Source organism: Sphingomonas sp. CFBP 8765 (assembly GCF_014841445.1).
GTDB lineage: Bacteria > Pseudomonadota > Alphaproteobacteria > Sphingomonadales > Sphingomonadaceae > Sphingomonas > Sphingomonas aerolata.
Window position 1 is genome coordinate 522,138 of sequence record NZ_JACYTY010000001.1, and the last position, 22,898, is coordinate 545,035.

Here is a 22,898-nt window from a genome sequence, read left to right on the forward strand (position 1 = left end):
GTTACGTCAGAATGCGGCGGTCAGCGACGCCAGCACCTTCCCGTTGGCGATCGAACCGACGCCGTCCTGCCCACGGCTGAAGCTCGGCTGGAGATACGCCGACTCCGCCTTGCTGATGTCGGTATCGACATAGGCGACGCCCAAGGTCAGCGGCGTGCCCGGAATCACGTAATCGGCACCCACCAGCCAGTCGAAATATTCGCCGGTCGGCGACACGCTGGTGGCGAATGGCCCGAGCCCCTTGTTGCCGTTCGAATAGCCGACATGCGCCTTCACGGTCAGGCCGGTATCAGGAATGCCGCTGCTGACATCGCCCCACAGGTACAGGTTCGAATCCTTGGCGTTGACGCGGTCATAGACCCCATTGGCGGCCGAGGTGCCGTTCGAATACCAGGGCCCCAGCGCCTGCTGCTTGGGCGCATAGGCGACGCCCGCGGTCAGCGCGACCGGGCCGGCGGTGCCCGACAGCTTGGCATAGGGCTCGATGAAGTCGGTATTGTCGAAGCCCGACGGGTACATGTACCACGTCGCGCCGACGTCGAGCGTGCCGCCACCGACGGGAAGCTTGTACCCGGCGATCAGGTCGAGCTCCATGTTGGCGCCGCCGAACGTGCCCCAGCCGGCGAGGTTCGATCCCCAGGTGCCGATATAGACGCCGCTCTTGTGCGCGATCGTGATGCCGCCCTGAACCGCGAGATTTTCGTCCGACTGCGACACGCCGCGAAAGCGATAGTCGCTGACAAGTCCGACCGATCCGCTGACCGTGACGTCCTTGGGTGGCGCCGTATCCTGCGCGAACGCAGGGGGTGCGGCAGCCAGCGCGAGGCCGCCGAAGAGGATAGTGGAGAAGCGCATCGTTTCCCTTTCGAAACTGGAAATTCGATGTCCCCGCCTGCACCCGCGGACGCCGCATCTATCGAGGCATGGCCTCCGAGCGCGGTCTTTCCTGCGGTGACAAATGAATGACAGTCGTTGATGCACTGCACAAGCGATTATTGCGCCAGGCGCGGTGTTGACGCCATGGATGTTGCGCACCGGCCACACCGTCTCGGTTGCAACGCGCGAGTGCGCGCCGGCCTATCGACGCAGGATCGGCGTGCGACGCGGCGCTTCCCAGCCCTCGCGCGCCAATTCGGGCATGTCCGCCTCGCGTTCGGGATAACCGAGGCAGAGATAGCCGACGAACCGCCATCCCTCCGGCACGCCCGCAATGTGCGCGATCCGCGCGGGGTCTAGGATCGAGACCCAGCCGAGCCCGATCCCCTGGGCGCGCGCCGCCAGCCACAATGTGTGGATCGCGATCACGGCGGAATAGGCGACGCTTTCCGGCATGGTCTGACGCCCCAGACCATGGCCCTGACTAGGATCGGGTTCGACGAACACCGCGATGTGAACGGGCGCCTGCTCGAGCCCGGCGAGCTTCAACCGGGCGTAGAGCGCGGCACGCGTCTCGTCTTGCCCGGCCAGCGCGGCGGCGTTGCAGGCGGCAAAGTCCGCGCGGATCGCGTCGCGTCGGGCGGAGTCGTCGATCGTGACGAACCGCCAGGGCTGGCTGAGCCCAACCGACGGCGCGGCGTCGGCGACCGCGAGCAGCGCGTCGACTGCGCCCGCGGGCAGCGGATCGCGCCGGAACCGGCGGACGTCACGGCGCCAGCGGAACAGCAGGTCGAGCCTGGCCTGAAACGCCGTATCGAAGACCGGGCCTCCAGCGTCGGGCGGTTCTGTGTGCATGGCTGGCACGCTGTACCCGATCAAGTCCGGCGAGCAAGGTCGCTAGCCGCGCACCGCCCGAAAGGCGGCGAGCCCCGCGTCGAGATCGGCGATCAGGTCCGCCGGGTCCTCGAGCCCGATCTGAAGGCGGATCATCGGCCCGGCGACCTCGCGGCGGGTGACGCTGCGATAGCGGTGCGGATCGACCGGCAGCGCCAGGCTTTCGAACCCGCCCCAGCTATAGCCGATCCCGAACAGCTCGAGCGTGTCGATCAGCGCGGCCCGCGACGCCTCGTCACCGCCGTCCAGCACGAACGAGAACAGCCCGCTCGATCCCTTGAAATCGCGCACGAACAGGTCGTGCCCCGGGCAGCCAGGCAGGGCCGGATGCAGCACCTGCGCCACCTCCGGACGCGCCTCCAGCCACTGCGCGATCGCCAGCGCGCTCGATTGATGCTGGGCCAGCCGGACCGCCATCGTTCGCAGCCCGCGACTGCCGAGCCAGCAATCGTCGGGACTGGCGATCTGCCCCAGCTGAAAGCTCGTCTCGCGCAGCGCCTTGAAATGGCCGGGCCCTGCCGTCACCGATCCGAGCATCGCGTCCGAATGGCCGACGACATATTTGGTGCACGCCAGGATCGTCAGATCGACGCCGTGGCCGATCGCCGGAAAGAACAGCGGCGTGGCCCAGGTATTGTCGAGCAGGGTCGTCACGCCGCGCGCGCGCGCGGCCGCGACAATGGCGGGGATGTCCTGCACCTCGAAACTGAGCGAGCCGGGACTTTCCATGAAGATCGCGCGGGTCTTCTCGCCGATCAGGTCGGCGATGCCCGCACCGATCAGCGGGTCGTAGAAGCGGGTCGTGATGCCGAACCGCTTGAGCAGGCCGTTCGCCATCCCGCGCGTCGGGTCATAGGCGCTGTCGACCAGCAGCAGTTCGTCGCCCGGCGACAACACCGAGAGCAAAGCCGCGGCGATCGCCGCGACCCCCGATCCATAGAGGAACGTGCCTTCCGCCCCGGGTTCGAGCGTGGTCAGCGCATCCGCAAGGCTCCACTGCGTCGGCGTGCCCTTGCGACCGTAGAACAACCGATGATGCGTATCGCGGGTCGCGCTGTCGCGAAGATGGCCAACGGAATCATACAGGATCGTCGACGCCCGCCAGACCGGCGGACTGACGATCGCCCCTTCCCCGACACCACGAGTCCATTCCGCGCGACGTCCGGCGAGCACCACCTTGGTGGCGTCGCCGACCGGCCTTGTCGTTTCGGTCATTGCGTTCCTGTCGCCTTCGCGCCCATTGCCTTCGGCGTCGACGGATCGCCGCCCCATTCCGACCAGCTGCCGTCGTACAGCGCGGCTTCGTTGCCAAGCAGATGTGCGCCGAACGCCAGCACCGCCGCGGTGATTCCCGATCCACAGGTCGTCACGATCGGCCTTGCCAGATCGATGCCCGCGCCCTCGAATGCCGATCGCAGCGCGTCGCCCGTCTTCCACGTGCCGTCCGCGTTGAACAGCGTGGCATAGGGCAGTGATTTGGATCCGGGGATATGCCCCGATGCGGTGCCAGGTCGCGGGTCCGCCTCGGCACCGGTGAACCGGGCGGCGGAGCGTGCATCGACGACGTGCTCGGCGCCGCTCGACAGGTTCGCGGTCATCTGGTCCTTCGTGCGAACAGCCTTGTCGTCGGCCCAGATGGTGAAGTGGCGATGCCGCACCGCCTGCTTGCCCGACTCCGTCTCGCGCCCTTCGGCCTGCCATTTCGCCAGACCGCCGTCGAGGATCGCGACATTGTGCGCACCAAAGGTTCGCAGCATCCACCAGGCGCGCGCCGCCGTGCGCCAAGGCGAGCTGTCGTACAGCACGATGCGGCTGCCGTCGCCGAGCCCGAGCGACTGCATCCGGCTGGCGAACTTGGCGGGCGACGGCAGCATGTTGGGCAGGTCGCTGTCGGTGTCGCGAAGCTCGGCGAGGTTCAAGAACACCGCGCCGGGAATATGCGCCGCCGCATAGTCCGCCGCAGCGTCGCGACCCTCGGCATAGGTTGCGTCGACGACCCTGAGATCGCCAGCGCCCGGGACGCTGGTCTCGAGCGCGTTCGCCAACCATTCGGTGCTCACCAGCGTGTCCATGACCTGCCCTCCTGACGGTTGGCGCGAATAGTAACCGGCGCACGCCCGAACGTCGAGGCCGCGGCTCGGCCGCCGCCCCGCCAGCTAGGTCTTGAACGCCAGCCCGATCGTTACCGCCAGCCCGATGAGCGAAAGCATCTGGACGGTCGGCCAGTCGACCCAGCCGACCGCGTCGGGATCGCGCCGCCGATGGCGACGGCGGGCGCCCAGACCCGATGCGATCGCGAGCGCCGCAAAGCCGCCGCTCACCGTCCACAGCAACGGTGCCATGTCAGCTCCCGAGCTTTTCCACCTTGTCCTGAAGACTGGCGAGTTCGGTGCGCAGGGCAGCGATCTCCTCGTCCTTCGTTGCCGCCGGCCTGGCGGCTGCTGGTGCGGGGGATGCTGCAGCCGCAGCATTGCCGGGGGCAAAGGCCTGCGCTGCAACGTCGAACATCGCCAGATTACGCTTGGCAATGTCGGCGAAAGGCGAATGGGCAAACGCCCCTTCGACCGCGGTCTTGAACTGTTCCTGATTGCGGCGGAAGCTATCCATCGATGCCTCGAGATAGCCGGGCACCATCTTCTGCATCGAATCGCCATACATCGAGATCAGCTGGCGCAGGAAATTGACCGGCAGCATCGTCTCGCCGCGGCTTTCCTCCTCCATGATGATCTGGGTGAGGACGTTGTGCGTGATATCCTCTTCGGTCTTCGCATCGACGACCTTGAAGTCACGGCCCTCGCGAGTCATCGTCGCGAGATGATCGAGCGTGATGTAGGATGATGTTTCGGTATTATAAAGCCGCCTGTTGGCGTACTTCTTGATGATGACAAGCCCGTCGACCGTGCTTTGCTTCTTCATATGCAGCCCCTCCACGTGACCGGGGCAAACGCTACGCGCTTTGACATTGCGCCGCAACATGGTCCACGGCCATTGCCGCTGTTCCTCGCCATGTTGCGCAACGAAACCGCAGCATCGCCCGACCGCCGCGCGCGGGCGCTGGCCGGGCTCGACCGCTATCAGGCCGCGCCCCGGGATCTGCCTTTGCCGCCCCGCCCGATCCGCGCGTCGGCCGGCCGGGCGGTCCTGCGCGACTATGGCGGTGGCACTACGGGCAAGCCGGCGGTCATCGTTATACCCTCGCTGATCAACCCGGCGGCGATCCTCGATCTTTCCGCGGACACGTCGCTGATGCAGTGGCTGGCCACGCGGGGCTATCATGCGCACCTGCTCGACTGGGGAACGCCGGGGCCCGAGGATCGGGACCTCGACCTCGACGCGCATGTCGCGCGCATCCTCCTGCCCCTGCTGCAAGGGTTTGCCACCCCGCCGATCCTGGTGGGCTATTGCCTGGGCGGCACCCTCGCCGTCGCCGCTGCCGCCTTGACGCGGGTCGCGGGGCTGGCGACGATCGCGGCGCCTTGGCATTTCGCCGGCTATGGCGAGACCGCGCGTGCCGAGATGGCGCGACTTTGGCGCGCCGGTGCGCCGTTTGCGCGCCAGACGGGGCTGTTGCCGATGGAAGTGCTGCAAAGCGGGTTCTGGCAGCTCGCGCCCGCGCAGACGATCGCGAAATACGAGGGGTTTGCCGACCGCGATCCGACCAGCCCCGGCGCGCGCGCGTTCGTCAGGCTGGAGGACTGGGCGAATGCGGGTGCGCCGCTCCCCGCCGCCGCCGCCGCCGGACTGTTCGGGGACATGATCGCCCTGGACCTCCCCGGACGCGGTCTGTGGCGGATTGCCGGTCGCTCGATCGCCCCGCGGGCGCTGTCCTGCCCCGCGGTCGAGTTCGTCGCGCGCAACGACCGGATCGTGCCGGCCGCGACTGCGATCGGACTGGCGGACCGGCGCGACGTCGATGCCGGCCATGTCGGCATGATCGTCGGCCGCCGTGCCCGCGCCCAGCTCTGGGAGCCGCTCGCGAACTGGATAGATTCGCTCGGCTAGCGTATTGCATTCTCGAAACGAGAGGACCCGTCATGACCGCCACCCACCCCAGCGACATTGTCATCACCGCCGCCAAGCGTACGCCGGTCGGCAGCTTCCTCGGCGCCTTCGCCACCGTCCCCGCGCATGAGCTCGGCCGCACTGCGATCGAGGCGGCACTCGCGCAGGCGGGTGTCGACGGCGCCGATGTCTCCGAAGTGATCCTCGGCCAGGTGCTGACCGCAGCGCAGGGGCAGAATCCCGCGCGTCAGGCGTCGATGGCGGCGGGCGTTCCGAAGGAAGTCCCCGCCTGGGGCGTCAACCAGGTCTGCGGCTCGGGGCTGCGCGCGGTCGCGCTTGCCTGCCAGGCGATCCAGACCGGCGATGCGACGATCGTCGTCGCTGGTGGGCAGGAATCCATGTCGCTGTCCGCGCACGCCCAGTCGATCCGCGGCGGGCAGAAGATGGGCACTCTCAGCCTTGTCGACACGATGGTCAGCGATGGCCTGACCGACGTGTTCAACGGTTATCACATGGGCATCACCGCCGAAAATCTCGCCGAGCAATATCAGGTGACGCGCGGCGAACAGGACGCCTTCTCGGTCAGCTCGCAGAACAAGGCGGAGGCGGCCCGCGGATCGGGCCGGTTCAAGGACGAGATCGCCGTGGTAACGATCAAGGGCCGCAAGGGCGACGCGATCGTCAGCGACGACGAATATATCCGCGCGGGCGCGACGATCGAGAGCGTGTCGGGCGTGCGGCCGGCGTTCAAGAAGGACGGCACCGTCACCGCGGCGAACGCGAGCGGCCTCAACGACGGCGCCGCCGCGCTGGTGCTGATGCGCCGCGACGAGGCCGAGCGCCGCGGCAGTCCGGTGCTCGCAACCATCCGCAGCTGGGCCTCCGCCGGCGTCGACCCGTCGATCATGGGCATCGGCCCCGTCCCCGCCACGCGCCGCGCGCTGGAGAAGGCCGGCTGGACGATCGCCGATCTCGACCTGATCGAGGCGAACGAGGCGTTTGCCGCCCAGGCTCTGTCGGTCGGCAAGGAGCTCGGCTGGGATGCCGACAAGGTCAACGTCAATGGCGGCGCGATCGCGATCGGCCACCCCATCGGCGCCAGCGGCGCGCGTGTGCTGACGACGCTGATCTACGAAATGCAGAAGCGTGACGCGAGCAAGGGTCTTGCCACGCTGTGCATCGGCGGCGGCATGGGGATTGCTATGTGCCTCGAACGGTGAGACTGCCGTTGCCGCACTTATAAGCCTCAAACGAATAAAGGGGGCCGCTCTGTAAGACGAGCGGCCCCCTTTATCAAATTATAGCCGGCTCAGAACTTGCCGGCAACGCTCACTGCGAATCGACGACCGATCAGATCACTATAGCTCGCCGGGATGATGATGCCGTTATACTCTTCGCCGACCCTGTTGAACAGGTTGGTCACGGCAAAGGTAACCCGGAAACGATCGCTTGCGTTTATGTAGACGCTCGGATTGACCGTCACGAAATCCTTGAGCTTGTCGATTTCGCGAAGATCGGCACCACGGCTGACACGAGAGAAAAGCGCTTCGCCCGTATAGTTGAACGAAGTCGAGATGCCGAAGTCGTCATGAAAATAGGAGAGGTTGTACTGGCCTTGAAACGTCGGATCGCCCAGCGTTCCGTCGGTCCGCACGGGGGCAACGCCGGTGATGTCGTTGACGCGCTTGAGCGAGACGAAAAGATTTCCCCGCATCCCGACCGAGCCAGGAATGCCCAGACCCGACAGCGAACGATTATAGGTGAGTTCGGACTGGATCCCTTCAAACTTGATCTTGTTTCCGTTGACGAAACCACTTCCGACACCTGGGTTTAGGGGGTCGTTGACCACCTGGCCGCCATTGTTGCCACCGTTCGCCGATGCGCCGCCTTGTCCCTGTGCATAGCGTCGGATCTGTGAGCAGAACGCATTGCCGTTCGCCGGATCGGCGGCGTTGAACGTCGAATTGTCGAAACACGCCGATGCGATCTGCGCGACCGTCAGGCTGGCAATCGGATCCGAGATCTTGATGTTCACATAATCGACCGTCAGCGTCAGGTTAGGAATGAAACGCGGCTGTAGAACGACACCGTAGGTGAAGCTCTTCGCCACTTCATTCGCAAGCCCGACATTGCCCCCGTTGCGTCCCGGGACGGTGGCGGCTGCGGCATCCAGTGGCGTGGCATTCGGGAATGCCGACAGGAAGGCCGCGCAGTTGCGGGCACGGTTTTCGGGCGCGGCACCGGCATTGATGTTGGCAGGCGAACACAGGTCGGGAACCGTGGTGAACACGTTCGCAACGGGGGAGAACAGCTCGGTGATGGCAGGTGCGCGGAACGACTTCGTATAATTGCCGCGCAGCGCGATATCCCGGATCGGCGCGAACGACACGCCGCCTGCATAGGCCGTGAAACCGCCATTGACGGTGTTGTTGACGTGACGGCCGCTGGCATTCAGCTGAAGCGAATGCAGGAACGACAACCCGTTCTGCGCCGTGACGATCGGAAGGATGACTTCGCCGAACACCTCGTCGACATTGTATCGTCCCGCGACCGGAAGAATGGCGACAGCACGCCCCTGCCCCAGTTGTTCGAAGGTGCTGGGGGTGAAGCTGCCGCGCTCCTCGCGATGCTCATAGCCCAGGTTCAAGCCGGTCTCGTTGCCGAACAGGTCGAACGGGCTGCCGCCGACATTGACGTTGTAAACGATCTGTTCGAGCCGGCTCCTCGTGATGTTCTCGGATACGATGTACGACCGTGCCTCCGGGCTCGAAAGACCTTCACCCAACAGGTTGAGCGGCACGCAGGCGGCGTCTGCGACTGGCGTACCGCCAGGTGCGGCCTGCACCAACGGGGTTGCCGTGCACACGATCTGCCCCGCAGCGTTCCGCGTGACGTTCACCGCATTGATGAACCGCTGGGCGTTGATGTCCTGTCGGGTATCGCGAATATCGACCCGACCGATGTTGCTGCTGGCTTCATAGTTGAAACGACGACCACCAATATTGAAATCGCCGCGGACGCCGGCGACGGCACGATATTGCTTGTTGGTCGAGAAGCCCGTCAGGTCAGCCAGATCGAGCGACGCACGCGAGACCTGGAACCGCTGGACGCCGAGCGCCGTCAGCTGCGCGCGCGCCTGATCCGTCAGGAACGGGCTTGCGCTCGTGAACGTCAGCGCGCCGCTGAGACCGCCGAACAGGCTGCTGTTGAAGGTCGGCTGCTGAACCAGTTCGTCACCGCGCGACTGGAAATAGGTTGCCTCGATGAAGACCTTGAACGCATCGGAAAAGTCGTAACCGGCAAAGCCGTTAAACACGTTGCGCCGCAGATCGCTGGTGATCTGCGAATAATCGTTGAAGCGGAACCCGTCGCCGCCGCTGCCCTGCTGGACGCTCACGAACCGGATACCCCGGTTGAAGGGCACGAGATTGCCGCTGCGGTCGAACTGATAATTCTGCACTGCCGCCGCGACTGAGCCGGTCCCGTTCGCGTTGGCGAAGGCCGACGTGATCAGACCTCCACCGGTCAGCAACGGCAACGTCCGGTCGCGTACCAGGATCGATCCGGGAAATCCGTCAGTTCCGGAATCATTGAAACCGATTCCCGTATTCACCCGGCCGTCATTTGCGGCGGTCGTACCAGCAGGGCGGCCGAGCTGCGCGGACTGCGCTGTCGAGGGATTGTCGGCCGATCCGATATTGTCGCGAAGAAAACCACGCGAATTGTACAGCAAGCCCTTTTGATAGTCGCGCGTATAGGCCAGCGTGATGTTACCGCGGCCATCGTCAAAGTCGAAGCCGCCCGCCAGCGCTAGGTTGTAACGGAATGCGTCCCCTTCTTCCGTGATACCGCTCAATGCGGTGTAGCGGACGCCCTTCAGGCGGGTGTCGAGAATGAAATTGACCGTCGAGGCAATCGCGTCTGAACCATAGGTGGTCGCCCCGACCGTTGAGATCTGTTCGATACGGTCGAGCAACAGCGTCGGAATGACGTTGACGTCGACCTGCGTCCCCGCGCCGCCCTGGTTGAAGATCGTCGTCACGTTGGACGATACCGAGCGGCGGCCGTTGATCAGCGTCAGCGTCCGGTTCGAACCCAGGCCAAGTCCGTTGATGAAATTGACGCCTTGGCCAAACGAACCCTGCGCGCCCGCGGGCGTGATGTTGCCGCGAATGCCCGGCGTCTCGTTCAGCGCATCGGCGGCATTGGTCAGGCCGCGATTGGACAGATACTGATTGTTGATCACCGTGATCGGCACGGTGCCTTCGACATTCGGCAGCCGGATACGCGATCCGGTGACGGTGATCTCTTCGGGGGCGGACTCGCGCCGCGTTGCGCCATCGGCGCCCACCGCCGGCTCGCCCGCGACCGGCGCGCACAGCGACCCATCGGCGAGACGCTCCTGGCCGGGCGTGCATTCAGGGGTGGTCGAGGTTTGTGAATAGGCGGTGCCGCAAAATCCCGCGGCCAAGACGGCAAGCGCGGATACGCGAACGAGCAGATTGCATCGCATTAGTTATATCCCCCTGTGAACACGTGATTTTCTAGGGAGACATCGGACGAAGATCGACCCTTACATGACGGAAGTGTCATTTGGCGCCGCACGCGTTGTAAGAATGCAACATATCTGACACAATATGTCGATTTATAATCTATGTTTGTTGTTAAAAACCCCTGCAAGGCCGCTTAGGTGTATTTTGGTTTAAACCCTATGGTTTGCGATCGCACGGCGGAAGCTGTGAGCCTCGTTGACAACGACGCGGCCGCTATCGCCCCGCTGCGGTGATAACGCCACCTCGCCTCTTCGAGTTCACAACATGGAATATGGAAGAGGATGTGTCGAATTGTTGCGTGAACGCTACAGTTTTGTGAAAACTCGGACTTCCGTTCATGCTGCAGCAATAAACCAATTGCGCGGCCAATCGCATGGCGTCACCCTCTCGCCATCGAATAGGGCATAAATGCCAACGCAAAGGGGTTTTATGAAATTGTCTCGCTTTCTGGGCGCGACGGCGATCGTCGGCGCGCTTGCGGCACTGCCCGGCACTGCGCTGGCACAAACCGCACCGGATCAGGTCGCACCTGTTGCGGAAGCACCCCAGCGCGAAGCGTCACAGCCCGCGAACGACGAGATCCTCGTCACCGGGTCGCGCATCGCCAGCCCGAACGGCGAATCCGCGGTTCCCGTCAGCACGATCAGTGCGGTCGAACTGACGACGACCGCCAAGACGTCGATCGGCGACGTCCTGAACGATCTGCCGCAGCTCCAGAGCACCTATAGCCAGGCGAACTCGACCCGCTTCCTCGGCACGGCCGGCCTCAACCTGCTCGACTTGCGCGGCCTTGGAACGCAGCGCACGCTCGTGCTCGTCAACGGTCGCCGGCATGTCGGGTCCGACATCCTCAACAACGCCGTATCGGTCGACACCAACACGATCCCGACTGACCTGATCCAGTCCGTCGATCTTGTGACGGGCGGTAATTCGGGCGTCTACGGATCGGACGCGCTGGCCGGCGTCGTCAACTTCATCCTGAAGGACAATTACGAGGGTCTGCAGGTCCGCGGCCAGGGTGCGATCAGCGAGCGTGGCGATGCCGGGTCCTATTTCGGCAGCGTCCTGGCGGGCAAGAATTTCGCCGACGGCCGCGGTAACATCGCGGTCAATCTGGAATATTCGCGGCAGAATGCGCTCTACGCGTCGCAGCGCGACTATCTGCGCCAGGCCAACGGCTTCATCGCAACCGATTCCGACTCCGCGGGCGTCGCTACCGGTCAGACGAACCTGAACTATGACGGCATTCCGGATTCGGTGTTCTTCCGCGATATCCGGTCGGCAACGATCTCGGCCGGCGGTCTTGTCGCCTTTGCAAGCCCGACCGGCGCGTGCGGGCGCGACAACACGCCGACGGCGACGTTCAACAATGCCGGACGCCCCTTCTCGTGCAACTTCCTGTTCCAGTCGTCCGGCGCCCTGGCGCAGCAAACCGGCTCGCGTGTCGGCCTTGCCGCAACGGCCGGCACGGGCAGTGCCACCAACCCGTTCCGCGCCAGCGCGGTACCGGCCGGATCCTATCTGAGCGGCAATGGCGACACGCGCCGTGAAGGGCAGCTGATTCAGATCCTGCCAGAACTCAACCGGTATTCCGCCAATCTCATCGGCCATTTCGAGGTATCGGACGCCTTCGTCCCGTTCATCGAGGCCAAATATTCGCGCACCGATTCGGTCGGACAGGGGAGCTCGGGACCGGCCTTCTTCACCGGCCAAACGCTGGACCTTCTTTACGAGCGGCCGCGACTTGACAACCCCTATCTGTCGGCCGATGCGCGCAACACCATCGCTGCGCAGATCCTCGCAAGCGGTATCAATCCGACCACCAACGCACCGCTCACGGCCGCGAACATCACCGCGATCAACAACGGGTCCTTCCGCTTCATCCTGCGCAAGAACCTCACCGATCTGGGCGTCCGCACCGAAGCCGCGCGGCGCGAAACCTACCGTCTTGTCGGCGGTGTCCGGGGCACGTTCAACGACGACTGGCACTATGAGCTTGCGGGGAACTATGGCGAGTTCCGCGAAAAGACGAAGGTCATGGGCAATCTGAACCAGCAGCGCATGGTGCTTGCCCTCGACGCCGTCACCAATCCGGCAAACGGCCAGATCATCTGCGGATCGCAGCTGCCGGGTACGGGTCAGGCGCGCGCCGATGCGTCCTTCGGCGGCGACATCGCCGGAAACGCAGCCGTCCAGGCGGCGGATATCGCCGCCTGCCAGCCGCTCAATCCGTTCGGCACCGGGAATATCTCGCAGGCGGCCAAGAACTACGTCCTTCAGGACACGGTCTCGAGTGGCAAGATCACGCAGCTTGACATCAACGGCTTCGTCTCCGGCGATCTGAGCCAGCTGTTCAGCCTGCCCGGCGGCGACATCGGCTTCTCGGTCGGCGGCGAATACCGGCGCGAGACGGCCTTCTACGAGCAGGATCCCTTGGTCTCGTCAGGCTATACCTTTTACAACGCGATCGGAAAGTTCGACCCGACCTCGTTCGAGGTCAAGGAAGCGTATGGCGAAATCCGCATACCGCTGTTGAAGGACATCACGCTCATCCGCGAGCTGACACTGAGCGGTTCGGGCCGCGTGTCGGATTACAAGGGCTCGGCGGGCACGGTTTACGCATATAGCGGCAACGCGACCTATACGCCGATCGATGGGATCCGTTTCCGCGGAAACTATTCTCGCTCGGTCCGTGCGCCCAACCTGTCCGATCTCTACTCGCCGCAATCGCAGAACTTCGCCACCGTCACAGATCCGTGCTCGGCGCGAAACGTCGCGGGGGGCACGCAGTTCCGGGCCGGCAATTGCGCCGCGGCGGGCATTCCGACCACCTACGACTATGTCTACGCACAGACGCTGGAGATTGTCAGCGGCGGCAATCCGCAACTCGACGTCGAAAAGTCGGATTCCTACACCTATGGCGTGCTGCTCCAGCCCAGGTTTATCCCGGGCCTGACGCTGTCGGTCGATTACTACAACATCAAGGTCAACAATGTGATCACCGCGCCATCGGCGCAGGGCATCATCAACAGCTGCTACGATTCGCCAACGACCGGCAACCAGTTCTGCTCGCTCTTCACTCGCGTTCCCGCGGGTCAGACCGGTGCTGTCGGTGAAGAGCAGTATCGCATCGTCGAGGGCAGCCTTCAGCAGACCTTGCTCAACTATGCAAAGCTGCAGGTTCGCGGTATCGACGTCGACCTGAACTACACGCACACCTTTGGCGATGTTCGCCTGAACAGCCACATCATCTACACGCACGTGCTGACCAACAGCTCGTTCACCGACCCGACGCAGCCGGGCTTTGCTGACACGACGGTCGGCGAAGTTGGAACGCCCAAGGATCAGGTCAACTGGAACCTTGGCGCTGATTTCGGCTCGGTCTTCGGCAACCTGCAGATGCGTTACATCACGAAGCAGTCGGTCGGGGCCGCCGAGAACCGTCAGTCGTTCCAAGGCCGCGTCCCGCAGAACCTCGACGATTTCGACATCCCCTACTACCCCGACGTGTTCTACATGGACGTGAAGTTCGGCGTGAACGTCACGCGCGAAACGAACTTCTACTTCGGCATCGACAACCTGACCGACCGCCTCCCGCCACTGGGCTCGACGGGCATCGGCGCCGGCACCGCGATCTTCGAGCCGCTGGGCCGCAAATTCTACGCCGGGTTCCAGGCGAAGTTCTGACCTGATCGCGATTTTCGCGACAAACGCTATCCCTTGGGGGGCGGTGATTTCCACCGCCCCTTTTTTTGTAACCCGCCGGTCCGCGGACACCTATGCGGTGCTTGCCGTGACCTAGTGCCGCGCCTTGCCCGCGCGGGGCGTCACGCAGATATACGCGGCGCGTCCCAAACGCGCTGGAACCTGGTGCCCATCGCGGTCAGCAGTTCATATTGCGACATTCCCGACACGACGGCCGCATCCGGCAAGGCTGGGTCAAAGGCGATCCAGTCCCCCTCGCTAGCAGTCGCCGAGGTCACGTCGATCGCGACGAGATCCATCGAGACCCGGCCGATCACTGCGAGCCGGTCCTGGCCATGCCATGCGGTGCCGCAATTGGAAAATCCCCGGAAATACCCGTCGGCATATCCAAGATTGACAACCGCGACATCGGTGTCGGCCTTCGCGGTCCATGTCGCATTATACCCGACCGCGTCGCCTGCGCGCACCCGCCGGACCTGCAGGATCTCCGCCTCGGGATAAACCACCGGCGTGATCACTTCGCCCAGTTCCCCTCGCGGCACCCCGCCATACACCGCCAATCCCGGCCGTGTCAGATCAAACGCATAATCGTGCCCCAGCGCGATCCCTGCGGAATTGGCGAGACTCATCCGCCGCGCGCCCGTCATGCCCTGCAACGCCGCGAACCGATCGCGCTGCAGCGCGTTCATCGCCGCGTCCTCATCGGCGCAGGCGAGATGGCTCATCAGCGTCTCGATCGTCAGTCCGTCGAGCAGTCCGTCGGCGATATCCTGCGCGGACACGCCGAGGCGGTTCATCCCCGTGTCGACCATGACGTCGCACGCGCCCCCGCCCCCGGCCTTCCAGCGCGCGACCTGTGCGGGCGTGTTCAGCACCGGACGCCCGACCCCGGCGCGGGCAGCCGCCATGTCTTCGTCACGGACGCCGTGCAGGACGGACACCGCGAGGCCGAGCGGTGCCAGCTCGACCGCCTCGCGCCAGTTGGAGACGAAGAAGTCGCGACACCCCGCCCCCGCGAGACGCTGCGCGACCTCGACCGCGCCCAGACCATAGCCGTTCGCCTTGACCGCCGCCCCACACGCGGCGCGGCCACTCATGCGGTCGAGCGTCTGCCAGTTGCGGACAAGAGCGTCGCCGTCGAGGCGCAGGCGGAGCGGGGCGGGAATATCGATCACCCGCGCGGGATAGAGCGCTCGCGCGGCATCGTCGATGACCTTCCCGTCTCCCCGCCCTCGCCCGGCCCCGATCCGTCCGTTACCGCATGGCGTAGCGCAGCCCGATCCAGAGCGTGCGCGGCGTTGCACGCTCGACAATCGTACCGCTGCTGATCCCCGCCTCGACCGTTTCATCGAACAGGTTTTCCGCGCGCGCCTCGACGACCAGCGCGCGGGTAATCGGATAGGCCGCATAGGCGTCGAGCGTGGTCGCGGGATCGAGGCTGCGGCTGTTCTGATCGTCGTCGAACTGGCGCGCGACATGGCGCACCGTCAGCGATGCGGCGGCGGCATCGCGTCGCCAGTCGATCGTCGCCGATACCTGGTCGCGCGGCGTCTGGGCCGGACGCAGCCCGTCGAGCGCGATCGCGGCGGCCGAGGCGTCCACGGTCGAATTGACGTGCGACCACGAGGCCTGGACGCCGACCGGGCCGGGGCGATACGCGGCATCGATCTCGAACCCATGCGCGCGGATCGCGTCGAGGTTGCGGCGGACGCGCGACGCGCTGGTGGCGGTCGACGACAGCGTGACGTTGGCGATCGCGTCCTTCAGCCTGTTGTAGAAATAGGTCGCGGCGATGCTGACCCCCGGCGCGGGCGCCAGCGTGACCCCACCCTCGACCCCGGTCAGCCGCTCTGGCGACAGCAGCGCATTGGCCGCGGTCGTGTCGTTGCCGACGCGGAACGGGCGATAGAGTTCGTTGAGCGTCGGCAGCCGCCAACCGCGATAGCCCGCGACGCGGAACGTAACCGCGTCGACGGGACGATAGGCGATCCCCGCGCGGCCCGTCGTTTCGGTGCCCTCCCGATCGGCATAGCGCAGGTCGGTGACCGGCAGCCCCCCGGCAAGCGGTCGTTCCGACAGATACCCCTGGTCGATCGTCCAGCGGTCGATCCGCCCGCCAAGGCTGAACGTCACATCGCCCGCGACGAGGCTGCCGTCCGCGAACAGCCCCGACGTGGTCGAGCTGCCGCCCGCCTCGCGTCGCCGGGTCGGATTGCCGCCGGCAAAAAAGAACAGCTCCTGCGTCTTGCCGCTCACGTCGCGAATGTCCGCACCGAGCCGCAGCGTGATCGCCTCACCAAGCGGCGGCAGGAGTTCGAACCGCGCACCGAGCCCCGTCGCGGGCGTATTATACTGGTCGAGCGACTGGGTGGTCGTGCTGCGTGCCGCGTTGATGCTGCCGAAGCTCGAGGCAAAGGCGCGGGTCTGAAGATAACCGAGCAGCGAATAGCCCCAGCGTCCCCGCCCGACCAGTCGCAGGCTGGCATCCGCGCCCTCGCTGCGATTGGCGGTGAAATCGCTGCCGCGGTCGCGCGTGTCGGTGAAGGCGCTCGCGTTCAGCTGCAGCTCGGTGGTCGCGTCGACGGCGATCACCGTGCGCACGGCGCCCGACGCCTGTTCATACGGCGCCGGGCGATCGACCGCGCCGCGCGACCCCGCGACCGTCGGCGTGAAGCCGTCGCCGCGCGTATAAGCGCCCGACACGACCGCGAAACCGCCGTCGCGGACCAGCGCCGCGGAGGCCTGCGCGTCGACCGAATCGCGGCTGCCATAGGCGATGCCCGCCTGGAACGGGGTCAGCTGGCCAGGACTGGCGCTTTCAAGCTCGACGGTGCCGGCAAGTGCGCCCGGCCCCTGATAGCCGCTGCCGCCGCCACGCGTGACGCGGATCCGGCCGAGCCGGCCCGTCGCATAGGCGGGAAACGCGACCCAGCCGCCGAACGGGTCAGCCTGTGGGACGCCGTCGAACAGCAGCAGCGCGCGGCTCGACGCATTGCCACCGATGCCGCGCAGCGAAATGCCCTGGCTGGTCGGGTTGGCGCTGCGTGAATCCGAGCGGCGGAACTGCTGCAGCCCCGCGACATCGGCGAGCACGGTTTCCAGCCGGTTGCTCGCGCTCGACTGGATGCGGTCGCGCTCGATCGTGACAATATCATAGGCCCGGTCACCTGGTGCATCCGCCAAGCCGCGGCCGGTGACGACGATCACCGGCGGCGTCTCGGCGACGGGCGATGGGGCGACGCTCTGCGCGATGCCTGGCGTCAGGAGCGCGAGCGGAAGGAGAAGGACGGCGGACAGGCGACGCGATCGCGCGATAATGGTCATCGCGGGCTCATGCCAGCATTGCACCGCCGGCGAAAAGCCTCTTTCGCCAAAGACCTGACGCCAGGGCAAAGGCGGGCTGCGTCAGACGAGTTCGACCGCGACCGCCGTTGCCTCGCCGCCACCAATGCACAACGCCGCCACGCCCTTGCGCAGACCGCGCGCCTTGAGTGCGGCAACCAGCGTGGCGATGATCCGCGCGCCGCTTGCACCGATCGGATGGCCGAGCGCGGTTGCGCCGCCATTGACGTTCAGCCGGTCACGCGGGATTGCGAGGTCGCGCATCGCGATCATCGCCACCGTCGCGAACGCCTCGTTCACCTCGAACAGGTCGACGTCCCCGACCGACCAGCCCGCGCGGTCAAGCACCTTGCGGATCGCCGAGACGGGTGCGGTCGTGAACTGCGCGGGGGCGTGCGCATGCGCGGCGGTCGCGACGATCCGCGCCTCCTGCGCCAGCCCCAGCCGCGCGGCGACGCTCGCCCGCGTCAGGACCAGCGCCGCGGCACCGTCCGAGATCGACGCCGAGGTCGCCGCGGTGATCGTGCCGTCCTTGGCAAAGGCGGGGCGCAGGCCCGAGATCTTCTCGGGCTTTGCCTTGCCCGGCTGCTCGTCCTCGACGACCGCGACGTCACCGCCGCGCGTCTTGACCGTCACCGGCACGACCTCGTCGCGGAAATGCCCCCCGGTGACCGCCGCACTCGCCCGCGCGAGGCTTTCGAGCGCGAACGCGTCCTGATCCGCCCGCGTGAACTGATAGGCCCCCGCCGTGTCCTCGGCGAACGCGCCCATCGGCTTGCCCTTTTCATAGGCATCCTCGAGACCGTCCAGCATCATCGAATCGGAGACGACGTCATGGCCGATCCGCGCGCCGCCGCGATGCTTGGCGAGCAGGAAGGGCGCATTCGTCATGCTCTCCATTCCGCCCGCGACCACCACGTCGACGGTCCCGGCGGCAAGTGCCTCGAACCCCATGATCGCGGCCTGCATTCCGGATCCGCACATCTTGTTGATCGTGGTGGCCTCGACCGAGTCGGGCAGCCCCGCGCCGAGCGCCGCCTGCCGCGCGGGCGCTTGTCCTAGCCCGGCGGGCAGGACGCAGCCCATATAGATGCGGTCGATCACCGCCGGGTCGACGCGTGCGCGCTCGACCGCCGCCTTGACCGCGGTCGCGCCGAGTTCGGTCGCGGTGACCCCTGACAGGGCCCCCTGGAATCCACCCATCGGCGTACGGGCATAGCTGGCGATGATGATCGGATCGTCGGTCATGGTGATCGTTCCTGTAAACGGCATGCGGCGTGCGCCAGTGGACCTGGGCCGGCGTTGCCGCGCACGGGCGCGGACCATACCGGATCATCCAAAGTCGCTGCAACCGACGCTCTGAGCGCCCTGCCATACCCGCCGCAAATGGCGTGTCAACACCACCGCGCCGCCGTGGCGCGCTGCCCCGAATTGCCGGACGCAGCACGTCGCACCCCCGGCCCGACGCGGTACCCGCGCAACGAACCGCCAGACGCGCGCGTTCACAGGCCATGGTCAATCGACCGTGCCCAGACTTGGAAGCGTCACCGGCCAGCATAAGCCGGGACCTGAAAGGAGACGAACATGACCCATATGTTGCTCGCCGGCCTCGCGCTCGCGACCGCCGCCACCATGGCCGCACCGACCATCGAACACACCACGCGGGTCGATCATCACAGCGGCCCCGTGGAGGTCCGTTATCGCGGCGCGGTCGTCGTCGAACACCGCCAGATCGGCGCGGTCGCACCAGCCGGACAATCCTCGACGCTGCGTTGTGCCTGGACCGCCAACATGATCGTCGACCGCCATGCCAAGGCGTCGTCGGGAACGCTGATGACGCGCAACTTCGCACGCGATGGCGTAGCGGCGGGCCACCAGCCGGGATGGTGCAGCAGCAGCCGCGCCGCGATCGCACGCGAGGTCGCCGCGAAGACGCGCGACCTGCATCACGACGTGACCGCCATGGCGCAAGAAGACCATGACGTACTCCGCGCCGAACTTGATCAGATCCACGGAGCGTTGGCCGCAGGATGACGCGCCCCTTCACGCACACACTCGCGCTGACCCTGTGCAGCACGGCAGCCTTTCTCCCAACGTCCGTGCGGGCACAGGTCGCGCCCTCCGGCGGGATCGAGGTCGCCACCGACGAGGCACGCCGCGGGCTCAGTTGGAGCGAGGGCCGCGCGGTGTTGTCCGCGGATGCGGCGGCCTCGCTCGGCAGGATCGACGCGACAGCGCGCGTGACGACGCTCCGCAACGCCGACCGCCACGCGGGCGCCGACGCGGTCGTCGACGTCATGCTGGCGACGGGGTGGGATCTGGGCGCGGTCACGCTCCGGACGTCCGCGACCGGGCATCTGTTCGCCGGCGCGCGCACCGGGATGGACTATGCCGAGATCGGCGCGTCCGCGCGGTACAGCTATGGTCCCGCCCGTCTGGTCGGCGGGATCGAGTTCGCCCCGTCGCAGGATGCGCTGGGGGGCAGCAACGTCTATCTTTATGCGAATGCCGATGCCGGGATCCCCGGGACGCCCTACACGCTGCTCGCAGGTATCGGGCACTCCTCGGGCACCACGACGGATCCGCTGCGCATACAGCGGCTGCGTCCCGGTGGCAGCTATACCGATTGGCGATTGGGCGTGGAACGCCAGCAGGGGTCGCTGACGCTCGGGGTCGATTATATCGGCACCGACATCGCACGCGCCGATGCGACCGGCCCGTTTGCGGATGCGCGACACAGCGGCGACCGTATCGTCGCCCGCGCGCGGCTGGGCTTCTGATCCCGCAGGAGCGCAGTGATCCGCGCTCCCGAGTCCGGCCCCCTTAAAGGGCCGTGCTCACGAAGATCCAGAAATGACATGATGGGGTTTGGGAAGCCCGGAAGTCCCTGAGGACATCCTCTGCTTCGAATTATCCCTACCCGGCTTTCTGTCTGCAAAGACGAGAAAGACCGGGTAGGGTCAATTCCATGGTGGGCGTGGCAAGGATTGAACTTGCGACCCCTGCGATGTCAACACAGTGCTCTACCACTGAGCTACACGCCCGCCGGAGCGCTCCACTAGCCGCGCTTATCGCGGGGCGCAAGCACTCAATTGAAGCTTGTTGCATTATCCATCTCGAACAGCCGATCGACCTCGGCCACGAGGTCGCGGAGATGGAAGGGTTTGGACAGCACGCGCGCCTGCGGCATCGTCTTGCCCGCCTTCAGCGTGACCGCCGCAAAGCCGGTGATGAACATGACGCGGAGGTTCTTGCAGAGCTCGCCGGCACGCTGCGCCAGCTCGATGCCGTCCATCTCGGGCATCACGATATCGGTCAGCAGCAGGTCGAACGTCTCGGTCTCGAGCAGCGGAATCGCCGCGGTGCCACGGTCGACCGCGGTCACCGCATACCCCGATCGCTGCAAGGCGCGGGTAAGATATTCGCGCATGACCTGATCATCCTCGGCCAGCAGGATTCGCAACATCGATATATTCCCGTGATTTAGCGGTCCGTTACTCCATAAGCAGTTAAGATTTCCAGATCGTTTGCCCGTTCATGCAATGCGCCCTACGCTTTTCCGCATGCAGTCTCCTTCGTTCACGCGCTTCGGCGACCTGCCGCCTGCCAGCCCGGTGGTGATGTCGGTACCGCATGCCGGTCGCGACTATCCGCCCGCCTTGCGCGAGGCGTTACGCGTCCCGTTCGACACCGTCGTGGCGCTCGAGGACCGTCATATCGACATCGTTGCCACCCGGGCACGGACGGTCGAGACGATGATCGTGCAGACCCGGGCACGCGCCTGGATCGACCTGAACCGCAGCGAGGCCGAACGCGATCCCCGCGTGGACGAGGGGGCGAACCCGATGGCGCAGCCTCAACCCTCCGCCAAGCTGCGAAGCGGCCTCGGCCTGGTGCCGCGTCGGGCAGCCGCCGCGCCCGACCTCTGGCGGCGCCGGTTTACAGACGCGGACATCTCCAGCCGGATCGCCAACGACCACCGCCCCTATCATGACGCGGTGCGCGACGCGTTGGCCGCAGCGCAGGCGCGGTTCGGGATCGCGATCCTCCTCGACGTCCATTCGATGCCGCCGCTCTCGGCGGCGGGCGTACCGGGCGGCAGCCCGCCCCGGATCGTCCTGGGGGACCGTTTCGGCCGCAGCGCCGATCCGCGCTTCCTCGCCCGCCTCGAGACCGAGATCGCGGACACAGGCCTCCCCTTTGCCCGCAACGCGCCCTATGCCGGGGGGCATATCCTCGAACGACACGCGCGTCCCACCGCGGGGATCCACGCGATCCAGCTCGAATTCGATCGGTTGCTCTACTTGGATCGCCAGTTCGACGGGCTGGGCACCGGCGTGGATGCGACGGTGCGGCTGCTCAAGGCCCTTCTCACAGCCTTGACGAACGAGGCGCTGGCCATGGGCGCATCGGCCACCACCCGGGCCGCAGCGGCCGAATAAGGGCCAGCGCTAGCGACACCGATCACCCGCAGCGGGACCCCAGCTTGGCACATAAAAAAACCACCCCGTGCGCGAAGCACGAGGTGGCCAAGGTTCAGGGAGGAGGCACGCTAGAAGCGTGCCGTACGACGCCGCGAAAGGGGGGGACACGGTGCCGTACAGGTCTAAAATGGGCGAGCGGGATTTTGGTTCAACCCCGACGCGAAAAATTCTGCGCCGCAACGATCGCAGCTCGGGATCCCGGCGCGAGCGCGCGGTATCTGGTGCGCCGACCGACCGCGCTGCGATCGGTCGGCGCGGACGGATCAGCCGCCGAGCTGCGGCAGCGGCGTCTTGCCGAGCTGAACCTGGCGCGCAAAGATGTCGCGCATCAGCGCAAGTGAGAACAGGTGGGCGTACAGCAGCGGCAGCATGCCCGACTTGCTGATCTTGCGCAGCGCATCGCCGCGCAGGTCGATCAGCTTCTCCTCGTTGACCATCTGGAACCCGCGATAGACGAAGGGCTGCTCGGCACCGTCGGGCTGGATCGAGACTTCGCCGTCCATCAGCAGGCCGAGTTCGCGCAGCTCCTTCATGAAGTTCTGCGTGCGCGCGCCGGCCTGTTCGAACGATTCATTGAACGCCAGGATCGACTTGGTGACCTCGGTCGGCGCGCCATCCGCGAACAGCGCGTCGCCCTCGTCGAACGCACCGAGCGCATCGGAGGTCGGATCGAAGCAGAGCGACAGCTCCTGCGCATCGGGATGCAGCCGCGCGAGCATGTACGGATAGCGGCGGATATAGGCGGGAACGTAGAAGGTGTTCTCGGTCAGCTTGCCGTCGTCGCCGATGAAGACGTTGACGCCCTCGTTGAGGCCCATCAGCGCCAGCGGGATCGCATCGTCGCCGACCGAGAAGACGATCGGCATGTGACGCTGCACCAGCGGGAATTCGTCGACGGTGATCGGGATCGCATGCTGGCCGACGAGGAACGGCGCGCTCTCCTGCGGGCGGACCTTGTAATCGGCGTGCGTGTCGCTCGAAAGCGGCTCCAGGCCGTTGTAGAAGAGCGGAAGCTGCGGTGCGCTGGCCATCATGTATCTCC

18 protein-coding genes and 1 tRNA gene are annotated in these 22,898 nt (G+C 65.8%); 6 read left to right on the forward strand and 13 right to left on the reverse strand.

Annotation, left to right across the window (positions count from 1 at the left end; translation table 11 throughout):
• Nucleotides 1-6: 6 nt before the first annotated feature.
• From IFT87_RS02535 to phaR, 6 genes are all read right to left on the reverse strand, one after another.
• Nucleotides 7-855 carry a TorF family putative porin gene (locus IFT87_RS02535; RefSeq protein ID WP_031395899.1) on the reverse strand — a complete coding sequence of 283 codons (849 nt, stop codon included), beginning with the start codon at nucleotides 853-855 and terminating at the stop codon, nucleotides 7-9.
• 222 nt (nucleotides 856-1,077) lie between these two features.
• The gene (gene bluB / locus IFT87_RS02540) at nucleotides 1,078-1,731 is read right to left on the reverse strand and encodes a 5,6-dimethylbenzimidazole synthase (RefSeq protein WP_037530275.1); all 654 of its coding nucleotides are present in this window, start codon (nucleotides 1,729-1,731) and stop codon (nucleotides 1,078-1,080) included.
• A gap of 42 nt (nucleotides 1,732-1,773) precedes the next feature.
• Nucleotides 1,774-2,985, reverse strand: coding sequence for a cystathionine beta-lyase (gene metC / locus IFT87_RS02545; protein WP_037530281.1), 1,212 nt, complete (start codon nucleotides 2,983-2,985; stop codon nucleotides 1,774-1,776).
• Nucleotides 2,982-3,842 (reverse strand): sulfurtransferase, encoded by an 861-nt coding sequence (locus IFT87_RS02550; RefSeq protein WP_192007361.1) that lies wholly within the window; start codon nucleotides 3,840-3,842, stop codon nucleotides 2,982-2,984. Before IFT87_RS02550 ends, metC begins: the two co-directional genes overlap by 4 nt.
• An 84-nt stretch (nucleotides 3,843-3,926) precedes the next feature.
• Nucleotides 3,927-4,112, reverse strand: a complete 186-nt coding sequence (locus IFT87_RS02555) for a hypothetical protein (RefSeq protein ID WP_031439999.1) — start codon at nucleotides 4,110-4,112, stop codon at nucleotides 3,927-3,929.
• Between the two features lies 1 nt (nucleotide 4,113).
• Nucleotides 4,114-4,686 (reverse strand): polyhydroxyalkanoate synthesis repressor PhaR, encoded by a 573-nt coding sequence (phaR, locus tag IFT87_RS02560; protein WP_031439998.1) that lies wholly within the window; start codon nucleotides 4,684-4,686, stop codon nucleotides 4,114-4,116.
• Nucleotides 4,687-4,776: 90 nt separating this feature from the next.
• Between phaR and IFT87_RS02565 the strand changes: the two genes are divergently transcribed.
• Nucleotides 4,777-5,772 (forward strand): alpha/beta fold hydrolase, encoded by a 996-nt coding sequence (locus IFT87_RS02565; RefSeq protein ID WP_192007364.1) that lies wholly within the window; start codon nucleotides 4,777-4,779, stop codon nucleotides 5,770-5,772.
• Between the two features lie 32 nt (nucleotides 5,773-5,804).
• Entirely contained in the window at nucleotides 5,805-6,992 is a 1,188-nt protein-coding gene (locus IFT87_RS02570; protein WP_037529898.1) for an acetyl-CoA C-acetyltransferase, read from the forward strand.
• Between the two features lie 89 nt (nucleotides 6,993-7,081).
• Here IFT87_RS02570 and IFT87_RS02575 read toward each other — a convergent pair whose 3' ends face one another.
• On the reverse strand, nucleotides 7,082-10,285 hold the full coding sequence (locus tag IFT87_RS02575; protein WP_192007365.1) for a TonB-dependent receptor domain-containing protein: 3,204 nt from the start codon (nucleotides 10,283-10,285) through the stop codon (nucleotides 7,082-7,084).
• Nucleotides 10,286-10,754: 469 nt separating this feature from the next.
• Between IFT87_RS02575 and IFT87_RS02580 the strand changes: the two genes are divergently transcribed.
• On the forward strand, nucleotides 10,755-14,012 hold the full coding sequence (locus IFT87_RS02580) for a TonB-dependent receptor domain-containing protein (protein WP_192007367.1): 3,258 nt from the start codon (nucleotides 10,755-10,757) through the stop codon (nucleotides 14,010-14,012).
• A 140-nt stretch (nucleotides 14,013-14,152) separates the two neighbouring features.
• On the opposite strand, the gene alr is transcribed toward IFT87_RS02580, so the two are convergent.
• From alr to IFT87_RS02595, 3 genes are all read right to left on the reverse strand, one after another.
• A complete protein-coding gene (gene alr, locus IFT87_RS02585; protein ID WP_320481742.1) occupies nucleotides 14,153-15,196 on the reverse strand; it encodes an alanine racemase in 1,044 nt (347 codons plus the stop codon).
• Nucleotides 15,197-15,284: 88 nt separating this feature from the next.
• Complete coding sequence (locus IFT87_RS02590) at nucleotides 15,285-17,354, reverse strand: TonB-dependent receptor (protein WP_192007371.1); 2,070 nt, start codon at nucleotides 17,352-17,354, stop codon at nucleotides 15,285-15,287.
• Nucleotides 17,355-17,435: 81 nt separating this feature from the next.
• A complete protein-coding gene (locus IFT87_RS02595) occupies nucleotides 17,436-18,620 on the reverse strand; it encodes an acetyl-CoA C-acyltransferase (protein WP_037529897.1) in 1,185 nt (394 codons plus the stop codon).
• A gap of 336 nt (nucleotides 18,621-18,956) precedes the next feature.
• Between IFT87_RS02595 and IFT87_RS02600 the strand changes: the two genes are divergently transcribed.
• Both IFT87_RS02600 and IFT87_RS02605 read left to right on the forward strand, forming a co-directional pair.
• A complete protein-coding gene (locus IFT87_RS02600; RefSeq protein ID WP_236559145.1) occupies nucleotides 18,957-19,406 on the forward strand; it encodes a hypothetical protein in 450 nt (149 codons plus the stop codon).
• Entirely contained in the window at nucleotides 19,403-20,152 is a 750-nt protein-coding gene (locus IFT87_RS02605) for a TorF family putative porin (RefSeq protein WP_192007372.1), read from the forward strand. The genes IFT87_RS02600 and IFT87_RS02605 overlap by 4 nt, the downstream gene beginning before the upstream one ends.
• Nucleotides 20,153-20,341: 189 nt before the next feature.
• Here the strand turns inward: IFT87_RS02605 and IFT87_RS02610 are convergent.
• Both IFT87_RS02610 and cpdR read right to left on the reverse strand, forming a co-directional pair.
• A tRNA-Val gene (locus IFT87_RS02610) sits at nucleotides 20,342-20,416 on the reverse strand.
• A gap of 44 nt (nucleotides 20,417-20,460) precedes the next feature.
• Nucleotides 20,461-20,838, reverse strand: a complete 378-nt coding sequence (cpdR, locus tag IFT87_RS02615) for a cell cycle two-component system response regulator CpdR (protein WP_031394969.1) — start codon at nucleotides 20,836-20,838, stop codon at nucleotides 20,461-20,463.
• A 97-nt stretch (nucleotides 20,839-20,935) separates the two neighbouring features.
• Between cpdR and IFT87_RS02620 the strand changes: the two genes are divergently transcribed.
• Nucleotides 20,936-21,814: an N-formylglutamate amidohydrolase gene (locus IFT87_RS02620; RefSeq protein ID WP_037529902.1), complete on the forward strand. Its 879-nt coding sequence runs from the start codon at nucleotides 20,936-20,938 to the stop codon at nucleotides 21,812-21,814.
• Between the two features lie 305 nt (nucleotides 21,815-22,119).
• Here the strand turns inward: IFT87_RS02620 and IFT87_RS02625 are convergent, their stop codons facing one another.
• Nucleotides 22,120-22,887: a SapC family protein gene (locus IFT87_RS02625; protein WP_031394972.1), complete on the reverse strand. Its 768-nt coding sequence runs from the start codon at nucleotides 22,885-22,887 to the stop codon at nucleotides 22,120-22,122.
• Between the last annotated feature and the right edge of the window lie 11 nt (nucleotides 22,888-22,898).

Excerpts from the sequence above, each read along its gene's own strand:
- IFT87_RS02535 (WP_031395899.1), bottom strand. The coding sequence starts at position 855 with ATGCGCTTCTCCACTATCCTCTTCGGCGGCCTCGCGCTGGCTGCCGCA.
- bluB (WP_037530275.1), bottom strand. The coding sequence starts at position 1,731 with ATGCACACAGAACCGCCCGACGCTGGAGGCCCGGTCTTCGATACGGCG.
- metC (WP_037530281.1), bottom strand. The coding sequence starts at position 2,985 with ATGACCGAAACGACAAGGCCGGTCGGCGACGCCACCAAGGTGGTGCTC.
- IFT87_RS02550 (WP_192007361.1), bottom strand. The coding sequence starts at position 3,842 with ATGGACACGCTGGTGAGCACCGAATGGTTGGCGAACGCGCTCGAGACC.
- IFT87_RS02555 (WP_031439999.1), bottom strand. The coding sequence starts at position 4,112 with ATGGCACCGTTGCTGTGGACGGTGAGCGGCGGCTTTGCGGCGCTCGCG.
- phaR (WP_031439998.1), bottom strand. The coding sequence starts at position 4,686 with ATGAAGAAGCAAAGCACGGTCGACGGGCTTGTCATCATCAAGAAGTAC.
- IFT87_RS02565 (WP_192007364.1), top strand. The coding sequence starts at position 4,777 with ATGTTGCGCAACGAAACCGCAGCATCGCCCGACCGCCGCGCGCGGGCG.
- IFT87_RS02570 (WP_037529898.1), top strand. The coding sequence starts at position 5,805 with ATGACCGCCACCCACCCCAGCGACATTGTCATCACCGCCGCCAAGCGT.
- IFT87_RS02575 (WP_192007365.1), bottom strand. The coding sequence starts at position 10,285 with ATGCGATGCAATCTGCTCGTTCGCGTATCCGCGCTTGCCGTCTTGGCC.
- IFT87_RS02580 (WP_192007367.1), top strand. The coding sequence starts at position 10,755 with ATGAAATTGTCTCGCTTTCTGGGCGCGACGGCGATCGTCGGCGCGCTT.
- IFT87_RS02590 (WP_192007371.1), bottom strand. The coding sequence starts at position 17,354 with ATGACCATTATCGCGCGATCGCGTCGCCTGTCCGCCGTCCTTCTCCTT.
- IFT87_RS02595 (WP_037529897.1), bottom strand. The coding sequence starts at position 18,620 with ATGACCGACGATCCGATCATCATCGCCAGCTATGCCCGTACGCCGATG.
- IFT87_RS02600 (WP_236559145.1), top strand. The coding sequence starts at position 18,957 with ATGACCCATATGTTGCTCGCCGGCCTCGCGCTCGCGACCGCCGCCACC.
- IFT87_RS02605 (WP_192007372.1), top strand. The coding sequence starts at position 19,403 with ATGACGCGCCCCTTCACGCACACACTCGCGCTGACCCTGTGCAGCACG.
- cpdR (WP_031394969.1), bottom strand. The coding sequence starts at position 20,838 with ATGTTGCGAATCCTGCTGGCCGAGGATGATCAGGTCATGCGCGAATAT.
- IFT87_RS02620 (WP_037529902.1), top strand. The coding sequence starts at position 20,936 with ATGCAGTCTCCTTCGTTCACGCGCTTCGGCGACCTGCCGCCTGCCAGC.
- IFT87_RS02625 (WP_031394972.1), bottom strand. The coding sequence starts at position 22,887 with ATGGCCAGCGCACCGCAGCTTCCGCTCTTCTACAACGGCCTGGAGCCG.